Source organism: Collinsella sp. An2, from assembly GCF_002160065.1.
Lineage (GTDB): Bacteria > Actinomycetota > Coriobacteriia > Coriobacteriales > Coriobacteriaceae > Limicola.
On sequence record NZ_NFJW01000038.1, the window covers coordinates 1 to 2,099 of the forward strand.

Annotated in this window: 1 protein-coding gene; it reads left to right on the forward strand. The window is 58.7% G+C overall.

Annotated elements, in window-relative coordinates; genetic code table 11:
• The first annotated feature begins 271 nt into the window (after positions 1–271).
• Positions 272–2,002, forward strand: a complete 1,731-nt coding sequence (locus B5F33_RS10705; protein ID WP_087411809.1) for an IS1634 family transposase — start codon at positions 272–274, stop codon at positions 2,000–2,002.
• Positions 2,003–2,099 lie beyond the last annotated feature (97 nt).

Below are 2,099 nucleotides of genomic sequence, written 5' to 3' on the forward strand. Positions count from 1 at the left end.
CGTTCTCCCAACGTACACCCTCGGCCATTATTGCTTCGGCGGCATTCTATCGGCCTCAAGCGTTGGTGCCAATCGATTCGCCACAATATAATGCTCTCTGAATCGATAGCGTATTGCCGCCCGAGTTTTGCAGCACACCTGAATAGATAGAGCTTGCTCTGCCCAGTTCAGCGGGCATTTCTCTTACAAATTCTCAATGACTTTATTGCATGGTGTATGCCGGTGCATGATATAATGAAAACGATCATATCCGCAGTTCAGGAGGTCTTTTATGTACCTTCGGAAGTCAAAGAAGAAGAATGGACGCGTGTACCTCACGATCGTCGAGGGATACCGCGATGAGCGGGGCAAGAACATGTCCCGCACGATCGAGTCTTTGGGATATGTCGATGACTTCCAGCGCCAGGGCATCTCGGACCCCATCGCCCACTTCACCGAGGAGTGCGCTCGGAGGAACGAGCGGCGCCGCTCCGAGACGGCCCCCGTGATCGTGAAGATCCCCCCGCGCCAGAAGATCGACAAGCGCGACAGCGAGGCCCAGATAGAGCTGGGGGCGGCGGTGGTAGACGGCTATCTCAACCGCGACCTCGGCCTTCTGGATTTCTTCGAGAGGAGGCGCACGGCGCGCAAGGTCTCCTTCGACCCATACCGGGTGCTCGAGCTTTTGGTCTGGGACCGTACCGCGCACCCCTCCTCGAAGAAGGGCGCCTGGGAAAGACGGGGACTCTTCCCCCGCAAGTGCCCCTTCTCCCTCGATGACACGTACCGGGCGCTCACCTATCTGGAAGAGCGCGCGCGTGAGCTCGTCCTGCACATGAACGAGAGCATTGAGCGAGCGCGCGGCCCGAGGGATGCGACGCGGCTCTACTACGATGTGACCAACTACTACTTTGAAGTGGAAGATGAAGACGGCTTCCGCATGCATGGGGTCTCTAAAGAAAACCGCAGGAGCCCGATCGTGCAGATGGGGCTGTTTTTAGATGCTGACGGGATCCCGCTCGACTATGCTTTGTTTCCCGGCAACGTGCCCGATGTCTCCACGCTTGTTCCCGCCATGGACGAAGCGGGCATGCGAGACGGCGAGCATGTAGTGGTGGTCGCCGACAAAGGTCTTAATGCTTCGGCCAACATCGCCCGCTGCGTGCTCGACCGCAACGGCTTCATCTTCTCCCAAAGCGTGCGCGGGGCGGACGCCGGGCTCAAAGGGTGGGTGCTCTCCGAGCGCGGGTACGCGCCCAACGAGGGCGGCACCTACAAGATCAAATCCCGTCAGGCGGAGAAGGCCGTCTACGTGACGGGCGCCGATGGAAGGCGCCGCCAAGTAAAGATACCGGTCAAACAGGTGGCCTTCTGGTCGCGTGACTTTGCCCTCCGCAGCCAGCACGAACGCGCAAAGGTTATCGAGAAGAGCCTGCGCTCGCTTGAGCGTGGGGATGCGGGACGCGCTTTTGCGCGCTCAAGTGCGCGCTATGCAAAGGCCACGCCGGTCGATCCAGAGACCGGCGAGGTGGGCAAGCTCGCCTGGACCCTTGATGAGGCCGCCATCGCGCAGGACGCCCGATACGATGGCTACTACTGCATCATCACCTCGGAGGTCGATATGGGAGATGGCGAGATCATCGATGCCTACCGGGGGCTCTGGAGGATCGAGGAGTCCTTCCGGGTCATCAAGGGGGACCTGGGGGCGCGCCCGGTATTCTGCTCCACGGAAGCCCATATCAAAGCGCACTTCCTCATTTGCTATATGGCGCTTGTGGTCATGCGCCTCATGCAGAAAGATGCGGAGAGGACGGTTGGATCGCGTCCTTCGGCTACGGCTGTCCAGACGGCGCTCTCCAACATCGTGGGCCACCGACTTGACGAGAACCATTGGCTCTTTGATTACAGAACCGATCTCACGGATACGCTAGGGGAAGCGGTGGGTGTCGATCTTACTCGTCGCGTACTCTCGAAAGGGCAGGTGCGCGACATCATGGCAAGTGTGAGAAAGACAAGATCCTAAGAAGTTGTGCACCAACAAAGATGTCACTGAAAACAAGACCGTTTACCCAGCCCATGCATGGCAAACGGTCTTTTTCAGCTGCAAAAGTCAGGTTATA

Bases quoted from the DNA above. Each gene is read 5' to 3' on its own strand.
- B5F33_RS10705 (WP_087411809.1), top strand. From the start codon at position 272: ATGTACCTTCGGAAGTCAAAGAAGAAGAATGGACGCGTGTACCTCACG.